At 73.0% G+C, this 17,539-nt stretch carries 14 protein-coding genes; 7 read left to right on the top strand and 7 right to left on the bottom strand.

Annotation, left to right across the window (positions count from 1 at the left end):
• Positions 1–94: 94 nt before the first annotated feature.
• The 5 genes from KV205_RS17235 to ssd form a co-directional block, all read right to left on the bottom strand.
• Positions 95–865 (bottom strand): type II secretion system F family protein, encoded by a 771-nt coding sequence (locus tag KV205_RS17235; protein WP_265865254.1) that lies wholly within the window; start codon positions 863–865, stop codon positions 95–97.
• A 118-nt stretch (positions 866–983) separates the two neighbouring features.
• Positions 984–1,109, bottom strand: a complete 126-nt coding sequence (locus KV205_RS17230; protein ID WP_265865253.1) for a hypothetical protein — start codon at positions 1,107–1,109, stop codon at positions 984–986.
• Positions 1,106–1,951: a type II secretion system F family protein gene (locus tag KV205_RS17225; protein ID WP_265865252.1), complete on the bottom strand. Its 846-nt coding sequence runs from the start codon at positions 1,949–1,951 to the stop codon at positions 1,106–1,108. The genes KV205_RS17230 and KV205_RS17225 overlap by 4 nt, the downstream gene beginning before the upstream one ends.
• Complete coding sequence (locus KV205_RS17220; RefSeq protein WP_265865251.1) at positions 1,948–3,099, bottom strand: TadA family conjugal transfer-associated ATPase; 1,152 nt, start codon at positions 3,097–3,099, stop codon at positions 1,948–1,950. The genes KV205_RS17225 and KV205_RS17220 overlap by 4 nt, the downstream gene beginning before the upstream one ends.
• The gene (gene ssd / locus KV205_RS17215; protein ID WP_274710559.1) at positions 3,096–4,235 is read right to left on the bottom strand and encodes a septum site-determining protein Ssd; all 1,140 of its coding nucleotides are present in this window, start codon (positions 4,233–4,235) and stop codon (positions 3,096–3,098) included. The genes KV205_RS17220 and ssd overlap by 4 nt, the downstream gene beginning before the upstream one ends.
• Positions 4,236–4,770: 535 nt before the next feature.
• Between ssd and KV205_RS17210 the strand changes: the two genes are divergently transcribed.
• A complete protein-coding gene (locus tag KV205_RS17210) occupies positions 4,771–5,631 on the top strand; it encodes an HAD family phosphatase (protein WP_265865249.1) in 861 nt (286 codons plus the stop codon).
• Between the two features lie 401 nt (positions 5,632–6,032).
• Here KV205_RS17210 and KV205_RS17205 read toward each other — a convergent pair whose 3' ends face one another.
• Positions 6,033–6,851, bottom strand: a complete 819-nt coding sequence (locus KV205_RS17205) for a Fic family protein (RefSeq protein ID WP_265865248.1) — start codon at positions 6,849–6,851, stop codon at positions 6,033–6,035.
• Between the two features lie 102 nt (positions 6,852–6,953).
• On the opposite strand from KV205_RS17205, the gene KV205_RS17200 reads away from it, so the two are divergent.
• Entirely contained in the window at positions 6,954–7,940 is a 987-nt protein-coding gene (locus tag KV205_RS17200) for an ATP-binding protein (protein ID WP_265865247.1), read from the top strand.
• Between the two features lie 157 nt (positions 7,941–8,097).
• Here the strand turns inward: KV205_RS17200 and KV205_RS17195 are convergent, their stop codons facing one another.
• On the bottom strand, positions 8,098–9,429 hold the full coding sequence (locus tag KV205_RS17195) for a hypothetical protein (RefSeq protein WP_265865246.1): 1,332 nt from the start codon (positions 9,427–9,429) through the stop codon (positions 8,098–8,100).
• A gap of 279 nt (positions 9,430–9,708) precedes the next feature.
• Here KV205_RS17195 and KV205_RS17190 point away from each other — a divergent pair, with 279 nt between their 5' ends.
• The 5 genes from KV205_RS17190 (at position 9,709) to KV205_RS17170 (ending at position 17,500) form a co-directional block, all read left to right on the top strand.
• Entirely contained in the window at positions 9,709–12,192 is a 2,484-nt protein-coding gene (locus KV205_RS17190; RefSeq protein WP_265865245.1) for a SulP family inorganic anion transporter, read from the top strand.
• A gap of 195 nt (positions 12,193–12,387) precedes the next feature.
• Positions 12,388–14,343 carry an acetate--CoA ligase gene (gene acs, locus KV205_RS17185; RefSeq protein ID WP_265865244.1) on the top strand — a complete coding sequence of 652 codons (1,956 nt, stop codon included), beginning with the start codon at positions 12,388–12,390 and terminating at the stop codon, positions 14,341–14,343.
• 271 nt (positions 14,344–14,614) lie between these two features.
• Positions 14,615–16,018, top strand: coding sequence for a Na+/H+ antiporter NhaA (gene nhaA / locus KV205_RS17180; RefSeq protein ID WP_265865243.1), 1,404 nt, complete (start codon positions 14,615–14,617; stop codon positions 16,016–16,018).
• A 37-nt stretch (positions 16,019–16,055) separates the two neighbouring features.
• A complete protein-coding gene (locus KV205_RS17175; protein ID WP_265865242.1) occupies positions 16,056–16,553 on the top strand; it encodes a phage holin family protein in 498 nt (165 codons plus the stop codon).
• Positions 16,550–17,500, top strand: coding sequence for an alpha/beta fold hydrolase (locus tag KV205_RS17170; protein ID WP_265865241.1), 951 nt, complete (start codon positions 16,550–16,552; stop codon positions 17,498–17,500). The genes KV205_RS17175 and KV205_RS17170 overlap by 4 nt, the downstream gene beginning before the upstream one ends.
• Positions 17,501–17,539: the final 39 nt, after the last annotated feature.

Below are 17,539 nucleotides of genomic sequence, written 5' to 3'. Positions count from 1 at the left end.
TGCGCCTTCACTTGCATCCTTCGAACCTCCTCGGGTCCGTCTCCGGACCCGTCGTCGTCTCGTCGGGCGTCCCTTCGGGGCGCCCCGTCCGTCCTCACCGGCCGCCGAGCAGTCCGCTCGCCAGGCCGATCACCACCGGCGCCACCCCCACCGCCAGGAAGGCGGGCAGGAAGCACAGCCCGACCGGCGCGGTGATCAGCACCTGCGCGCGCTGTGCCCGGGCGGCCGCCGTGCGGGCGCGGGCGGCCCGCAGCCCCTCGGCGTGGCGCGCCACGGCATCGGCCGCGGGCGCCCCGGAGGAGGCGGCCCGCTCCAGGCAGCGGGCCAGTCCCTCCGCGCCGGGTATCGCGCCGAACCTCCGCCACACCTCGGCCGGTTCGCCACCGAGCCGCAGCTCGGCGGCGGTGCGCACCAGCCGCTCCCCGACCGGTCCGCCCAGGGACCGCCCCACCGCCTCGGCGGACTCCCCCGGCGGCGCACCGGCCGAAGCGCAGGCGGCCAGCAGATCGGCCGCGAGCGGCAGCTGACGGGCCGTCTCGGCCCTCTCCTCCTCCGCCGCCTCCCCGGCGGCCCCTCGGGCCCGCGCGCGCCGTTTCCCGAGGCACCACACGCCCCAGGCGACACCGCCCCCAACCGCCGGTCCGGGCAGCCCGCCGACGAACACACCCCCGGCGAGACCCGCCACAGCGGGCACGCCCCAGGCCCGCACCCGGACAGGAAGCCCCGGCCACCGGCGCCGCCCCGGCGCCTGCCGGGTCGCGAGCAGGGCCGCCGCCCGCCCTCGAGCCCGCCGCCCGCGCCGCCGGTCGGCGAGGGTCAGCACGAGGGCCGCGAGGGCCACCACCACGGTGAGGATCGCGATCACGGACGCTCACCTCCCGGCAGGGGCTGAGCGGCCCACCATGAACCGGGCGCCTTCAGAGCGACCTCGCCGTGGCGACAGGAGAGCCCCGCGAGGGCGCACACCGCCGTGAGCAGCGCGATCACGGGCGCTCACCGCCCCGTTCGGTCCGGCCGGCCCACCACAGGCCCGCGATCTCCAGGGCGCCACCGGCAAGGAAGCAGCCGATCCCCGCGAAGGCGCACATCGCCCTGAGCAGCACCGTCACAGACGCTCACCTCCCCGCACGATCCGGGCCGCCCACCACAGACCCGCCGCCTCCAGGACCCCGCCGACGAACAGGCAGCCGAGCCCCGCAGGAGTGTGGAGCAGCACCCACAGGGGGCGGGCGCCGAGGGCCGAGCCGAGGCCGAGGCCGGCGACGGGGAGGACCGCGAGGACGGCCACCGTCGCCCAGGCACCGGCCAGTTGGGCCCGCAGCCGTTCCTGCTGGTCCCGGTGGGACCGGAGGGCGGACTCCAGGCGGTCCAGGCCGGCGGCGAGGCCGGCGCCGCCGTCCACGGCGACCTGCCAGCAGGCGGCGATCCCCGCCAGGCCGTCGGCTCCGTCCCGGCGGGCGGCCCGGCGCAGCGCCTCGGGCACGTCCCCGCCGAAGCGGGCCGCCGCGAGGACGGCCGCCTCCTGCCCGCCGAGCGCCCCGCTGGTGCGGGCCGCGAACGTCAGCGCCTGGGCGGGCTGCCAGCCGGCCCGCAGTTCTCCCGCGACGGCTCCGCACAGTGCGACCACCCGGTCGGCCCGCCGCTCCCGCTCACGGCGCGCCCGGGCCGCTCTCAACCGGCGCCCGGCCAGCGGCACCGCGAGGGCGCCCGCGAGGAGCGGCAGCGGTGAGGAGCCGAGCACGGCCGGCACCCCGGCCGCCGGCAGACACAGCCACTCGGGGCGGCCGCGCAGGCGTTCCCACCAGAGCCCGAGCGCCGTGCTCCAGGTTCGCGCCGGGCCGCCGGGGACCGCCAGCACCGCTCGCGCCCGGCGGGCGGCCCGTTCGTGCCCCGCCGTCCAGGCCAGGGCGAGCACCGCGCACAGCGCCGCGCCGAGGACCGTCGCCGTCATCGCTCGCCCCCGATCAGCGCCCGCAGCCGGCCCCAGCCCCGCTCCCGCTGGAATCCGCCCGGTTTCCAGCTGAGCGCGGGCACCGTCACCACCAGCCCCTCCCGGTCCCGTTCGAGGACATGCACCTCGGCGATCCGGCGCGTGCCGGACCGGTCCCGCACCAGGTGCAGCACCGCGGAGAGCCCGGCGCCCAACTGGCTGTGCAGGGCGGCCCGGTCGAGGCCCGCGGCCGTCCCCAGGGCCTCGAGCCGGGCGGGCACGTCCGCCGCCGCGTTGGCGTGGACGGTGCCGCAGCCGCCTTCGTGGCCCGTGTTGAGGGCGGCCAGCAGATCGACCGCCTCGGGGCCGCGGACCTCTCCGACGACCAGCCGGTCCGGCCGCATCCGCAGCGCCTGCCGCACCAGGTCCCGCAGGGTCACGAGACCCGCGCCCTCCTGGTTGGGCGGGCGGGCCTCCAGGCGCACCACGTGCGGGTGGTCGGGGCGCAGTTCGGCGGAGTCCTCGGCGATGACGATCCGCTCGCGCGGGCCGACCAGGCCGAGCAGCGTGGACAGCAGGGTGGTCTTGCCCGAGCCCGTACCGCCGCTGACGAGGAAGGACACCCGGGCCTCGATCAGCGCCCGCAGCACCGGTTCACCGCCGGGCGGGACGGTGCCCGCGTCGGTCAGTTCGGCCACCGAGAAGGCCCGGGGCCGCACCACCCGCAGGGACAGACAGGTCGAGCCGACGGCGACCGGCGGCAGGACGGCGTGCATGCGGGTGCCGTCGGGCAGGCGGGCGTCGACCCAGGGCCGGGCGTCGTCGAGCCGCCGGCCGGCCACCGCCGCGAGCCGCTGCGCCAGGCGCCGTACCGCAGCCGCGTCGGGGAAGGTCACCCCGGTCGTCTCCAGTCCGGCGCCGCGGTCGACCCAGACCCGGTCGGGTGCGGAGACCAGGACGTCGGTGACCAGCGGGTCGGCGAGCAGCGGCTCCAGCGGTCCGGTGCCGACCAGTTCGCTGCGCAATTGCTCGGCGGCGCCGAGCACTTCGGCGTCCCCGAGCAGGCGTCCCTGGGCGCGGAGCGCCGCCGCGACCCGGGCCGGGGTCGGCTCGGCGCCGCTCTCGGCGAGGCGCTGGCGGACGGCGTCGAGGAGTCCCGTACCGCTCATGCCGCACGCTCCGGGGTGAGGACCCGGTCCCAGAACGCGGCACCGAACCGGGCGAGCCCGCTCCTGGCCTCCGCGCCGGGCGGGGGTCCGCCGTCGCCGGCCGTCGACAGGCCGGGGTCGTGGGGAAGTTCGCCGACGAGGGGGAGCCGGAGGGCGTCGGCGATCCACTGCTCGTCGAGCCCGGGCGCGTACGGCCCGCGGACGACGGCGCGCAGGTCGCGCACCACGGTGCCGACGGCGCCGGCCACCCGCTGGGCGGCGGCGACGGCGCGGAGTTCGCCGGGGACGAGCAGCAGTCCGAGGTCGAGCTGGGCGAGGGCCTCGGTGACCGTGTCGTCGATCCGGCGGGGCAGGTCGACCACGACGACCCCGCCGCGCCGCCGGGCGGCGGCGAGCACCGAGCGCATGGCCTCGGGCGGCACGAGCACCGGATCGCCGCGGTCCCAGCTGAGCACCCGCAGTCCGTGCGCCTCGGGCAGCGACTCCTCCAGTGCGGCGCCGGCCAGCCGGCCCTTCGAGGCGGCGAAGTCGGGCCAGCGGCGGCCCTCGGCGCGCTCTGCGCCGAGCAGGACGTCGAGGCCGCCGCCGAGCAGGTCGCCGTCGACGAGGAGGGTGCGCTGCCCGGCCCGGACGGCGGCGAGGGCCAGGGCGCAGGCCAGGGTGGAGGCCCCGGCGCCGCCGCGCCCGCCGATGACGCCGACGGTCGGGGCCTGCCGCCCGACGCCCTCGACGGCGTCGGCGAGCAGATCCACCAGCCGGCCCTCGTCACCAGGCAGGATCAGCACGCCTTCCGCGCCGATCCGGACGGCCCGCCGCCATACGTCGGGGTCGTCGGGTTCCCTGCCGACGAGCAGCACGCCCGGCCTTCGGGCGGCGGTGCGGCAGCGGACCGCCGCGTCGTCGCCGACGAGCACGAGCGGCGGGTCGGTCCAGCTCGCCCGGCGCTCGGGCACGGTGTGGTGCACCTCGGGCTCGGCGCCCGCCGCCGCGCACAGCCGCAGCAGGTCGTCGAGCAGCACCAGGTCCTCGGTGACGAGCAGCGGCCGGACCGGCGGCGCGCCGCCGTCCCCAGCTCCCACGCCCGTGCCCGGATCCCCACCCGCGCCCGGGCCCTCGCCCCGGCGCCTCGCCGCCATGCCCCGCGCCGCCACGCTTCGCTCCCCCACGCCTCGCACCGTCGTGCCTCGCGCCGGCGTTCCGGAAGCCTTCGGTCCCTCCACGGCACCCACCCCTCACGTGATTCCTGCGGTTCGCGGACTTCGCAACCGGAATCACCGTGCAGCAGCCCCGGAAATCAAGTGGATCTTGCTCGAAAACTGTGGATAACCGGCTGCCTGTGAATAACTCCGTCACCCGATCCGGGACTGCCCGGAGAGCAGCCCGACGACTACGCTGAGTAACGAAACGAGGGTTCGTGCGCGCACCTCGCCGTCGCCGCGACGCGCGCCGGAGGAAGGGGAGAAGATGAGTGAAGAGTGGACGAAAACCCGTCCGGACATGCGACGACCCCCGCCGGGGGGGAGAGCGGGGGTCGTCTCTCCGGCCGACTCGGGGGGGGAGGAGCCGGACCGGGTTAGCACGGTCGCGAACGATCCGTGACTTCCATGGTGTACCCGAGAGCCTTCTCAGGCAAACCCACGCGCCCCAGCGTACGCCGAATGGCGGGCACCTATGCTCGGGCACGTGGAAAACCACTCGATGCCGCGCGCAGCCGCCTTCTTTGACCTGGACAAGACGGTCATTGCGAAGTCCTCGACGCTGACCTTCAGCAAGTCCTTCTACCGGGGCGGACTGATCAGTCGCCGTGCCGCACTGCGGACGGCGTACATCCAGTTCGTATACCTGGTCGGCGGGGCCGATCACGACCAGATGGAGCGGATGCGCGAATATCTTTCCGAGCTCTGCAAAGGCTGGAACGTCGCTCAGGTGAAGCAGCTCGTGGCCGAGACCCTGCACGATCTGATCGACCCGATCATCTACGACGAGGCGGCCTCACTCATCGAGGACCACCACGCCGCCGGCCGCGACGTCGTGATCGTCTCGACCTCCGGGGCCGAGGTCGTGGAGCCCGTCGGCGAGATGCTCGGCGCCGACCGGGTGGTCGCCACGCGCATGGTGGTCGGCGAGGACGGCTGCTTCACGGGCGAGGTGGAGTACTACGCGTACGGCCCGACCAAGGCGGAGGCCATCCGGGAGCTCGCCGAGTCCGAGGGCTACGACCTCTCGCGCTGCTTCGCGTACAGCGACTCGGCGACCGACCTGCCGATGCTGGAGGCCGTGGGCCACCCGTACGCGGTGAACCCCGACCGGGCGCTGCGCCGCGAGGCGACCTCGCGGGACTGGCCGGTCCTGGTCTTCGACAAGCCGGTCCGGCTCAAGCAGCGGCTGCCGGAGTTCCGGATGCCGCCGCGTCCGGCGCTCGTCGCCGCGGCGGCGGTGGGTGCGGCGGCGGCCACCGCGGGCCTCGTCTGGTACGCCAGCCGCCGCCGGCAGGCCGCGCTCGCCCGCGCGGCGGCCCGGGCCGTCGCCTGAGCCCTCATCTCGGAGAGCCCGGGGCGACCCACCGCTCCGACCTCGGGACTTGCCGATCCCTTTGCCTGGATTTGAGAAGGGCGCAAAGAAGCGGATTCAGGACTTTCGCTTCCATCCGGACAGGAGTAGAAAGGAATCAGGCCCGCGAGACCGGGGACATCCGAGAGGATCACCTGTTGAGCATGACGGCCCCACGGACCTGATGCACAGAAACCTGGCACCCACGCGACGTCGACCCTTCGATTAAGGGCCAGCCGCACCAGGCGCAGGGCAAAGTTCCCCGCCTGATGGGCACATATCGAGGACGCTTGGTAACTGGGTAGACGTGCCAGCGGCGGTACCGAAGTCTGGTACCGCCGCAACCCATGTTTGGGGGCGCGCCCGGGACGTACGAGAAGCGCTCAGGCCGCGCCGCGCTGCAGCGCCTCGCAGACGGCCGTCGACTCCCGCACCCCGAGTTCCACCGCGCGTCCGCAGTGCGCGATCCAGGCGCCCATGCCGTCCGGGGTCCCGGAGAGATAGCCGTCGAAGGCGGCCAGGTACGCCGCCCGGCCCAGCTCGGCGTGGCCGACCTCGGCCGGGCAGATCGCCTTCGGGTCGAGACCGCTGCCGATCAGCACGATCCGCTCAGCCGCCCGCGCGATCAGGCCGTTGTACGAGGTGAAGGGGCGCAGCGCGAGCAGTTCGCCGTGCACCACGGCGGCCGTGACGAGCGCCGGGGCGTCGCCGCCCGCGATGATCAGGTCGGCGAGGCCGTCGAGCCGGCCGGAGACCTCCGCCGGGTCCGGCAGCGGCGCCTCGATCAGCGGCTCGTCCACCGGCTCGCCCGCCTGCCGCGGCCGTCCCGTCGACTCGCGCGGCTCGCCCTCGGCGACCAGGTGCAGTCGGGCCAGCACCCGCAGCGGCGACTGGCGCCAGATGGAGAGCAGCTGCCCGCTCTCGGCGCCCAGCCGCAGCGCCGCGCCGACCGTGCGGGCCTCCGGGTCCGCGCCGAAGTCGGTGCGCCGACGGACCTCTTCGAGGGCCCAGTCGGCGCCCGCGAGCGCGGCGGAGCCGCGCGCCCCGCGCAGCGCCGCCTCGGCGGTGATCTCGTTGCTGCGACGGCGCATCACACGGTGGCCGTAGACCCGGTCGACGGCCTTGCGTACGGAGTCCACCGAGTCGGCGACGCCCGGCAGGGAGCCGAGGGCGGCCAGGGGGTCAGAGGCGTGCGTACTCATAAGTAGGGAGGCTACGCGCCTGCGGCTCGGACCCCACCTTGGAGTGGTCTTCTTCACGCACCTTGACCACGGCGAGCATGCATGCCACTACGCTAGGTGAACATGAAGATCGCTTTCGTGGGGAAGGGCGGCAGCGGCAAGACGACGCTGTCCTCGCTCTTCATCCGACACCTCGCCGCCGCCGGAGCCCCGGTCATGGCGGTCGACGCAGACATCAACCAGCACCTCGGAGCGGCGCTCGGCCTCTCCGACGAGGAGGCCGCCGCGCTGCCCGCCATGGGGGCGCATCTGCCGCTGATCAAGGAGTACCTGCGGGGCGTCAACCCGCGGATCGCCTCCGCCGACACGATGATCAAGACGACGCCGCCCGGGGCGGGTTCGCGGCTGCTCCGGGTCCGCGAGGACAACCCGGTGTACGAGGCCTGTGCCCGTCCGGTGGTGCTCGACGGGGACGGGATCCGGCTGATGGCGACGGGCCCGTTCACCGAGTCGGACCTCGGGGTGGCCTGCTACCACTCGAAGGTCGGCGCGGTGGAGCTGTGCCTGAACCACCTGGTGGACGGGCCGGACGAATACGTGGTGGTCGACATGACGGCCGGTTCGGACTCCTTCGCGTCGGGCATGTTCACCCGCTTCGACATGACCTTCCTGGTGGCCGAGCCGACCCGCAAGGGCGTGTCCGTCTACCGCCAGTACAAGGAGTACGCGCGGGACTTCGGGGTCGCGCTGAAGGTCGTCGGCAACAAGGTGCAGGGCCCGGACGACGTCGACTTCCTGCGCGCCGAGGTCGGCGACGACCTGCTGGTGACGGTCGGCCACTCCGACTGGGTGCGCTCGATGGAGAAGGGCCGCCCGCCGCTCTTCGAGCTCCTGGAGGCCACCAACCGCACGGCCCTGCAGCTCCTCCAGAACGCGGCGGACGACTCGTACGCCCACCGCGACTGGGAGCGCTACACGCGCCAGATGGTCCACTTCCACCTGAAGAACGCGGAGAGCTGGGGCAACGCCAAAACGGGGGCCGACCTGGCGGGTCAGGTCGACCCGGGCTTCGTCCTCGACGAGCGCCTCGCCGTGCCGCAGCCGAGCTGACGCGCCCGCCCCGTCCCGCCTCGCCGGACGGAGTCCGGCACCGCTCCCGACGCCCGGGAGGCGCCCCGGCGCCGAGCGGTGCGAGGGGGCGAGAAAGAAGGGGCCGGGGCCGACCTGGCGGCGCAGGTCGACCCCGACTTCGTACTGGCGGAAGGGCTCAGCGCCGTTCAGCCGGCTTGACGGCGGGCGGCGCGGCCGGCTTGCCCGCCGCTCCGGCCGGGGCGGCGGGCTGCGGGGCCAGGAAGGACTGCCAGCCGGCGGCCGGGGCCTCGCCGACCTTCAGGGTGCGGAGCTTGGCGACGACCGCCGAGTCCTGGGCGTCGAGCCAGTCGGCGAGCTGGCGGAAGGAGACGCACTCGACGTCCTTCTGCACGCAGACCGTGGCGATGGTCTCCTCGATGGCGCGCATGTAGGTGCCGCCGTTCCAGGACTCGAAGTGGTTGCCGATGATCAGCGGCGCGCGGTTGCCCCGATAGGAGCGCTCGAAGGCCTGCACCAGGCCGTCGCGCATCTGGTTGCCCCAGTACTCGTACATCGACGGGTCGCCCTTGGTCGTACCGGACTGGTTGACCAGGAAGTTGTAGTCCATCGACAGGGTCTGGAAGGCACGGCCGGGGACCGGCACCAGCTGCATCGACAGGTCCCACAGGCCCTGGTCCTTCTTGGGCCAGATCTGGTCGTTGACGCCGCTGGTGTCGTAGCGGAAGCCCATCTGGGACGCCGCCTTCACGAAGTTCGCGCGGCCCTCCAGGCACGGCGTGCGGGCGCCGACGAGCTCCTTGTCGTAGTCGAACGGAAGCGGCTGCTCCGCCTTCAGTCCGGCATTGGTCTTCCAGTGCTTGACGAAGGACTTTGCCTGGTTGATCTCGCTCTTCCACTCGTCGACCGACCAGGTGCCCACGCCCCCGTCCTTGCCGCAGAAGTGCCCGTTGAAGTGGGTGCCGATCTCGTTGCCCTCCTCCCAGGCGCCGCGCAGTTCGCGCACGGTGTCGCGGATGCCCTCGACGTCGTTGAAGCCGATGTCCGAGCGGCCCGGGGAGTGCTGCGGCGGGTCGTACATCTCGCGCTTGGACTCCGGCAGCAGGTAGACGCCGCTGAGGAAGTACGTCATGTTCGCGCCGTACTGCTTGCCGACCTTGCGGAAGTGGGAGAACAGCTTCTGGCTGTCCTCGCCCGCGCCGTCCCAGGAGAACACCACGAACTGCGGCGGCTGCTGACCCGGCTTCAGACGCTGCCAGCTGGGCTGGTGGGGCTGCGTGCCGGTGAAGGCGGTGGAGCCGTCGCCGATCAGCCGGACCGCGCTCTGCGGGGCCGCGGCCGGGCCCTTCTTGGCACCCGCGCCGCCCGGTGCGCCCTGTGGGGCGGAACCGCCGGAGCCCGAGCAGCCGGCGAGCCCGGCCGTGAGGGCGACGGCGAGGGCGCCGACGGCGAGCGCCCTCTTCTGGACAGTGGTCCTTCTCGCGGCGGTCCTTCTCACGGCGGCTGACATCCGCACACCTCTCCTCGTTGCGGCACGGTTCCTCGGATTTCCGTACAAGCGGCGACAACGTCGCACCACGACGGCCGGAGCGCGGCAACGACAAGCGGCATGACCACGTTCTGTCACCTGATCCGGTGAATCATTGCCCTGTTTGCCCCGAAAATAATGCCGGAGACTTTACTCTCCATTACCATCCATTTACTGAGCGTTGATCAGTGACGATCGCTGTACCCGCCGCTGCACCCCGCACGAGCCGCGCCACGCTGCCCCTCCGGAGGAGACGGGAACATGACCCTCACCACCCCTGCCCGCACCACGAACCGGCCCCGCGTCCAGCGGCCGCACAGCCCACCGGACGGGCCGCGCCGCCGCTTCCGCATCGCCGGCGCGGACCTGTCCGCGTCCATCGCCGTGTTCCTCATCGCGCTGCCGCTCTCCCTCGGCATCGCCCTCGCCACCGGCGCGCCGCTCCAGGCCGGCCTGGTGGCCGCCGCCGTCGGCGGCATCGTCGCCGGACGCCTCGGCGGCTCCCCGCTCCAGGTCAGCGGCCCGGCCGCCGGACTGACCGTGGTCACCGCCGAGTTGATCCAGCGCTACGGCTGGCGCACCACCTGCGCCGTCACGGTCCTCGCCGGACTGTCCCAACTCGGCCTCGCCGCCCTGCGGGTGGCACGCTCCGCGCTCGCGGTCTCCCCCGCGGTCGTGCACGGGATGCTGGCCGGCATCGGCGTCACCATCGCCCTCGCCCAGCTGCACATCGTGCTCGGCGGGACACCGCAGAGCTCCGCCGTGGACAACGCGCGGGGGCTGCCCGCCCAGTTGGCGCACGTCTCCGGCCCCGCGCTCGCCGTCAGCGCGCTCACCGTCGCCGTGCTGCTGGTGTGGCCGCGCCTGCCGGGGCGTGCGGGCAGGCTCGTACGCAAGATCCCGGCGGCCCTCGCCGCCGTGGCCGGCGCCACGGCGGTCGCGGCTCTCGCCGGGCTGCGGCTGCCCCGGGTCGACCTGCCCTCGTGGAGCAGTCACGCTCTCGTGGGGCTGCCGGAGGGGCCGCTGCTCGGACTGGCCGCCGCCACGCTCACCGTCACCCTGGTCGGCAGTGTCGAGTCGCTGCTCTCGGCCGTCGCGGTCGACAAGCTGGCCGCTGCCCGCCGGACGGACCCGCCGGTCCCCCGGTCCCGCCTGGACCGCGAACTCGCCGGCCAGGGCGCGGCCAACGTGCTGTCCGGGGCGCTCGGCGGGCTGCCCGTCACGGGCGTCGCCGTGCGCAGCGCCGCCAACGTCTCCGCCGGTGCGACCGGCCGCCACTCCGCGATCCTGCACGGCGTCTGGGTCATCCTCGCCGCACTGTTCCTGGTGCCCGTGCTCGACCTGATCCCGCTGGCCTCGCTCGCCGCGCTCGTCACCGTCGTCGGTGTCCAGATGGTCAGCATCACCCATCTGCGCAGCGTCCAGCGCAATCGCGAGCTGCTCGTGTACGGGGCGACGCTGACCGCCGTCGTCCTGACCGGGGTCCTGGAAGGCGTGGTCATCGGTGTCGCGGTCGCCGTGGCGGTGGCCCTGCACCGGCTCACCCGGACCCGGATCACGATCGAGGAGACCGACGAGGGCCACCACGTGCGGGCACGGGGGCAGTTGACCTTCCTCGCCGTGCCCCGGCTAAGCCGGGTCCTGCATCAGATCCCGCAGCACTCGCCCTGCGTCGTCGAACTGGACGGGTCCTTCATGGACCACGCCGCCTACGAGGCCCTGCGCGACTGGCAGGCCTCGCACGGCGCCGCCGTGAAACTGACCGGTCCGGCCGGCCACCGGATCACCCGGCCCGCTCCCGCCTCCGGCTCCGGCTCCGGCTCCGGCTCCGGCTCCGCCGCGCACGGCGCGGGCAGCCACGCCTGCTGCCGCCCGTGGACGCCGTGGCGCAACCACCAGTGCGGCGAGCAGCGTTCCCCGGCGGACGGGGGCGAGGCCGGGGGCGAGGAGCCGGGCGGCGGGGCCGTCGGGCACCGGCTGGCGAGCGGTATCGGCGCCTTCCAGCGGGACACCGCACCGCTGGTGCGCGACGAGCTGGCCCGGCTGGCCCGGGAGGGGCAGCGGCCCTCGCAGCTCTTCCTGACCTGCGCCGATTCCCGGGTGGTCACCAGCATGATCACCTCCAGCGGTCCGGGTGATCTGTTCACCGTGCGCAATGTGGGCAATCTGGTGCCGCTGCCGGGCGAGGAGAGCGGGGACGACTCGGTGGCGGCGGCGATCGAGTACGCGGTGGAGGTGCTGCGGGTCGAGTCGATCACGGTCTGCGGGCACTCGGGCTGCGGCGCGATGCACGCCCTGCTGAGCAGCGGCCCGGACGACCCGCCGAGCCAGCTGCGCCGCTGGCTGCGGCACGGTCTGCCGAGTCTGGAGCGGATGGCGAGTCGTCGCCACGCGTGGGCGAGGATCTCCGGCCGGCTGCCGGCCGACGCCGTCGAGCAGCTGTGTCTGACCAATGTGGTGCAGCAGCTGGAGCATCTGCGGGCGTACGAGTCGGTGGCGCGACGACTCGCCGAGGGCACCCTGACGCTGCACGGGATGTACTTCCACGTGGGCGAGGCGCAGGCCTATCTCCTCGCCGGTACGGACGAGGTGCACAGCTACGACGACGTGTTCAACCATGTGCCGCCCGCGGCGGGCGGACCGGCGGCAGAACCGGTGGCTGGACCGGCAGCCGGGCCGTCCGCAGGACCGGCGGCGGGACCGGTGGACCGGGCTTGGGGGCGACAGGCCGCGCGCGCGTCCTGAACCTTCCGTTCCGTCCGTCCGTGCAAGTGTGTGACCCCTCGCTCCCCACCGCTCGGGGAGCGAGGGGTCACCTCCGCATGTCACCCCACAGGTCTAAACCAATTGTCCGGAGGCTCTTGTCACCCGGGCATCCGCCTGATGAGCTATGACGCGGGACACACAGGCACATAGGACGCCCTGGGAAAGGGAGATGTCGTGAGCAACGAATCCTTGGCCAATCTGCTCAAGGAAGAGCGCCGATTCGCGCCGCCCGCCGAGCTGGCCGCGCACGCCAATGTCACGGCGGAGGCGTACGAGCAGGCCAAGGCGGACAGGCTGGGCTTCTGGGCCGAACAGGCCAAGCGGCTCAGCTGGGCCACCGAGCCGACCGAGACCCTGGACTGGTCGAACCCGCCGTTCGCCAAGTGGTTCGCCGACGGCGAGCTGAACGTCGCGTACAACTGCGTGGACCGGCACGTCGAGGCCGGCAACGGCGACCGGGTCGCCATCCACTTCGAGGGCGAGCCGGGCGACAGCCGCGCCATCACCTACGCCGAGCTCAAGGACGAGGTCTCCCGGGCCGCCAACGCCCTGACCGAGCTGGGCGTCCGCAAGGGCGACCGGGTCGCGGTCTATCTGCCGATGATCCCCGAGGCCGCCATCACCATGCTGGCCTGCGCCCGCATCGGCGCCGCCCACTCGGTGGTCTTCGGCGGCTTCTCGGCCGACGCCGTCGCCTCACGCATCCAGGACGCCGACGCCAAGCTGGTCGTCACCGCCGACGGCGGCTACCGCCGCGGCAAGCCGTCCGCCCTCAAGCCGGCCATCGACGAGGCCGTCGCCAAGTGCCCGCAGGTCGAGCACGTCCTCGTGGTCCGCCGCACCGGCCAGGACACCGCGTTCACCGAGGGCCGCGACGTGTGGTGGGACGACATCGTCACCCGCCAGTCCGCCGAGCACACCCCCGAGGCCTTCGAGGCGGAGCACCCGCTCTTCATCCTCTACACCTCGGGCACCACGGGTAAGCCGAAGGGCATCCTGCACACCTCCGGCGGCTACCTCACCCAGGCCGCCTACACCCACCACGCCATCTTCGACCTCAAGCCGGAGAGCGACGTCTTCTGGTGCACCGCCGACATCGGCTGGGTCACCGGGCACACGTACATCGTCTACGGCCCGCTGGCCAACGGCGCCACCCAGGTCATGTACGAGGGCACCCCGGACACCCCGCACCAGGGCCGGGTGTTCGAGATCGTGCAGAAGTACGGCGTCACCATCCTCTACACGGCGCCGACGCTGATCCGCACGTTCATGAAGTGGGGCGACGACATCCCCGCCAAGTTCGACCTGTCGTCGCTGCGGGTGCTCGGCTCGGTCGGCGAGCCGATCAACCCCGAGGCGTGGATCTGGTACCGCAAGCACATCGGCGCCGACACGTGCCCGATCGTGGACACGTGGTGGCAGACCGAGACCGGCGCGGCGATGATCTCGCCGCTGCCGGGCGTCATCGAGACCAAGCCCGGCTCCGCGCAGCGCCCGCTGCCCGGCATCTCGGCCACCGTCGTCGACGACGAGGCCAACGAGGTGCCGAACGGCGGCGGCGGCTATCTGGTCCTCACCGAGCCGTGGCCGTCGATGCTCCGCACCATCTGGGGGGACGACCAGCGCTTCATCGACACCTACTGGTCGCGCTTCGACGGCAAGTACTTCGCGGGCGACGGCGCGAAGAAGGACGAGGACGGCGACATCTGGCTGCTCGGCCGGGTCGACGACGTCATGCTCGTCTCGGGCCACAACATCTCCACCACCGAGGTCGAGTCCGCGCTGGTCTCCCACCCGTCCGTCGCCGAGGCCGCCGTGGTCGGCGCCGCCGACGAGACGACCGGCCAGGCCATCGTCGCCTTCGTGATCCTGCGCGGCACGGCCAGCGAGGACGAGGGCCTCGTCGCCGAGCTGCGCAACCACGTCGGCGCGACCCTCGGCCCGATCGCCAAGCCGAAGCGGATCCTGCCGGTGGCCGAGCTGCCCAAGACCCGCTCCGGAAAGATCATGCGCCGGCTGCTCCGGGACGTCGCCGAGAACCGCGAACTGGGCGATGTCACGACGCTGACGGACTCCTCGGTCATGGACCTCATCCAGACCAAGCTGCCGGCCGCGCCCAGCGAGGACTGAGCTGCCGACTGAGTGACAGAACCGCAGGTGAGCGCCCGTTCCGGAGCATCCGGGGCGGGCGCTTCCGCATGCCCGGCCCGTTGTCCACAGGCCGTTGTCCACAGGGGGTGCCGGTGTCCGCGTATGCACCTAAAGTGAAGATCACCGGACACCACCGAGCACCGTTAGGTAAGGTAAGGACCGCGTCAGTGACGCGACAAGAACACCTAGGTGCGCCGGGAAGTCTGGTCGGCATGTGCTAAGCCCTGCCCACCGACCGGAGGTTCTCACCGTGCCCGCGTCCGCGCCCCAGCCCACCGACCGCCGGTTCCTCGGCCGCCTCTCACTGCCCGAGCGCCGCTTCGTCGCCGATGCGCTGCGCACGGAGACCGTCGGCGGCGTGCTGCTCCTTGTCGCCGCGGTCATCGCACTCATCTGGGCCAACACCCCGCTGAAAAGCAGCTACGCGGCCGTACAGAACTTCCACCTGGGCCCGGCCGCCCTCGGCCTCGACCTGTCGGTGCAGCACTGGGCCGCCGACGGCCTCCTCGCGATCTTCTTCTTCGTCGCCGGCATCGAGCTCAAGCGCGAGCTCGTCGCGGGCGAGCTGCGCGAGCCCAAGGCCGCCGCGCTCCCCGTCATCGCCGCGATATGCGGCATGGCGGTGCCCGCTCTGGTCTACACCGTGGTCAACGCGGTCGGCGGCGGCAGCCTCGGCGGCTGGGCCGTGCCCACCGCCACCGACATCGCCTTCGCACTCGCCGTCCTCGCCGTGATCGGCACCTCGCTGCCCTCGGCGCTGCGGGCCTTCCTGCTCACCCTCGCCGTCGTCGACGACCTGCTCGCGATCCTCATCATCGCGATCTTCTTCACCGACAGCCTCAACTTCGCCGCCCTCGGCGGCGCCTTCGCCGGCCTCGCCGTCTTCTGGCTGCTGCTGCGCAAGGGCGTCCGCGGCTGGTACGTGTACGTGCCGCTGGCCCTGGTCATCTGGGGCCTGATGTACAACAGCGGCGTCCACGCCACCATCGCCGGCGTGGCCATGGGCCTGATGCTGCGCTGCACCACCCGCGAGGGCGAGGAGCACTCCCCCGGCGAGCGGATCGAGCACCTGGTCCGGCCGCTCTCCGCCGGTTTCGCCGTGCCGCTGTTCGCGCTGTTCTCCGCCGGGGTCACCATCTCCGGCAAGTCCATCGGCGACGTGTTCACCGAGCCCGTCACCCTCGGCGTGGTCCTCGGACTCGTCGTCGGCAAGGCGGTCGGCATCTTCGGCGGCACCTGGCTCACCGCCCGCTTCACCAGGGCGTCGCTCAACCCTGACCTGGCCTGGCCGGACGTCTTCGCCGTCGCCACCCTCGCCGGCATCGGCTTCACCGTGTCGCTGCTCATCGGCGAACTGGCCTTCGAGGACGACCCCGCGCTGACGAGCCAGGTGAAGGCCGCAGTCCTGGCCGGCTCCCTGATAGCCGCCGTCCTCGCCTCCGTGCTCCTGAAGCTGCGGGTCCGCACCTACCAGGCACTTGTGGTGGAGGAGGAGCGCGACGACGACCAGGACGGCATCCCCGACGTCTACGAGGAGCACACCCCCGAGTACCACCTGAGGATGGCCGAAATCTACGAGCGGAAGGCCGCGGAGCATCGCGAGCGCGCCCAACTGGCGGGGGCGTCGCGCGATGAGGCCGACCGTCCGGCATGATCTGAGGGCAGACGACACAGGAGAAGAGGGAGCAGCCATGAGCGACCCGTTCGACGGAACCGAGCGCAGCCTCGGCCAGCTGGTCGCCTCGGCGACCGCCGAGATGTCCGCCCTGGTGCACGACGAGCTCGCCCTCGCCAAGGCCGAGATCCGCCAGGACGTGAAGCGCGGCGCGATCGGCAGTGCCGCGTTCATCGCCGCCGGGGTTGTGCTGCTGTTCTCCCTGCCGATGCTGAGCTTCGCGCTCGCCTACGCCATCAACACCTGGACCGGCGGGCACAACGGCAACGGCGGCTGGAACATGATCTGGTGCTTCCTGCTGTCCTTCGCCGCGAACGTGCTGCTCGCGGGCCTGCTCGGGCTGATCGCGTACGCCAAGTTCAAGAAGGTCAAGAAGCCGGAGAAGTCCATCGCCTCCGCCAAGGAGACCGCGGCGGTCATCCAGAACGTCAAGCCGCACCCGCGGCCGGTCGCGGCGGACGCGGCCCGGATCGCCCTGGACAAGGGCGAGACTGTGGCACGCTCGTCCGCATGACCGTCCCTGAGAGCAGCAGCGCCAACGGCGGGAGCCCCGTCCGCATCGACGGGCCGTGGACCCACCGCGATGTCGCGGCGAACGGCGCCCGCTTCCACATCGCCGAGATGGGCGACGGCCCCCTGGTGCTGCTGCTGCACGGCTTCCCGCAGTTCTGGTGGACCTGGCGCCACCAGCTGCCGGCCCTCGCCGAGGCCGGCTTCCGGGCGGTGGCGATGGACCTGCGCGGCGTCGGCGGCAGCGACCGCACGCCCCGCGGTTACGATCCGGCCAACCTGGCCCTCGACATCACCGGCGTGATCCGCTCGCTCGGCGAGCCGGACGCCGCCCTCGTCGGCCACGACCTGGGCGGCTATCTCGCCTGGACGGCCGCCGTGATGCGCCCCAAGCTGGTGCGGCGGCTCGTCGTCTCCTCGATGCCGCACCCGCGCCGCTGGCGTTCGGCGATGCTCTCCGACTTCGCGCAGACCCGTGCCGGTTCGTACGTGTGGGGCTTCCAGCGCCCGTGGCTGCCGGAGCGTCAGCTCGTCGTCGACGAGGCGGCGCTCGTGGGGCGGCTCATCCAGGACTGGTCGGGGCCGGACCCGCGCGCGGCGGCCGACGAGGCGGAGGCCCTCGCGGTCTACCGGCGGGCCATGTGCATCCCGTCGACCGCGCACTGCTCCATCGAGCCGTACCGGTGGATGGTGCGCTCGCTGGCCCGCCCGGACGGCATCCAGTTCAACCGGCGCATGAAGCGGCCGGTGCGGGTGCCCACGCTGCATCTGCACGGTTCGCTCGACCCGGTGATGCGGACCCGCAGCGCGGCCGGCTCCGGGGAGTACGTGGAGGCGCCCTACCGCTGGCGGCTGTTCGACGGCCTCGGGCACTTCCCCCACGAGGAGGACCCGGTGGCGTTCACCACCGAGCTCGTCAACTGGCTGAAGGACCCCGAGCCCGACCGCTGAGCCCGGCGGCCGAGTCGGGGCTGAGCCAGCGGCTGAATC

Origin of the sequence: Streptomyces sp. SKN60 (assembly GCF_026236535.1) — a bacterium.
Taxonomy (GTDB): Bacteria; Actinomycetota; Actinomycetes; order Streptomycetales; family Streptomycetaceae; genus Streptomyces.
The sequence above is the reverse complement of the archived record's forward strand: the minus strand, read 5'-3'. Positions and strand labels throughout refer to the sequence as shown.